This is a genomic window from Sphingorhabdus sp., assembly GCF_046292425.1.
In the GTDB taxonomy this organism is placed as follows: domain Bacteria; phylum Pseudomonadota; class Alphaproteobacteria; order Sphingomonadales; family Sphingomonadaceae; genus Sphingorhabdus_B.
This window is the reverse complement of sequence record NZ_JBKBQV010000121.1, coordinates 1-547: the sequence shown is the minus strand read 5'-3', so window position 1 is coordinate 547 and position 547 is coordinate 1. Positions and strand designations below refer to the sequence as shown.

Genomic DNA, 547 nt, shown 5'->3' with positions numbered 1-547 from the left:
CCGGCCGGGCAACAGAAAGGTTACAGCGGCTTGGGGGGTGCCGGGCAACAGAAACCCCCCACTTCCCCAGCATTTTCAGGAAAAGTGGGAACCGGTTTTTCGGTTAAAAAATGCGTCCGCATTTGGGTCGCCGGCAACAGAATCCGGGACCTTTTGCCTTTTGCTGTAAGTGTTGAACCGACGACTTCGCGTCAGTCGGAACCGAACGCTGTGTCCAGTTCTACGGCCTCAAGCATTTTGGCGGCGGCAATGAATACGGCGCACGTGCACAGCAGAAAAAACACCTTCCCGATCGCGCCAGGATATTGGATCATATATTCCTGTCCCCGCTTCACCGCGCCAAGCCCAAGCGCGTAGGTGATGAGGAACACCTCCAACTTGGTCTTGATCGTAAACAGGCGTAAAATGCTTTTCATAGTTAATTGGATAAGCTGCAATGCCCGTGCCAAGTCAGCATTTGCGTCGGTTACGATGGTTAACGACGCCTCGTTTTGTAAAGAATTCCGACAGTCACACGAGCGCGGTGAGGTCATTGGCCTCCAACAGC

General features: G+C 53.6%; 1 protein-coding gene. It reads right to left on the bottom strand.

Translation table 11 applies throughout. The annotated features are described in order from the left end of the window. Positions 1 to 191 precede the first annotated feature (191 nt). Positions 192 to 416 carry a hypothetical protein gene (locus tag ACK4S7_RS13210; protein WP_409647730.1) on the bottom strand — a complete coding sequence of 75 codons (225 nt, stop codon included), beginning with the start codon at positions 414 to 416 and terminating at the stop codon, positions 192 to 194. Between the last annotated feature and the right edge of the window lie 131 nt (positions 417 to 547).

Bases quoted from the DNA above. Each gene is read 5' to 3' on its own strand.
- ACK4S7_RS13210 (WP_409647730.1), bottom strand. From the start codon at position 416: ATGAAAAGCATTTTACGCCTGTTTACGATCAAGACCAAGTTGGAGGTG.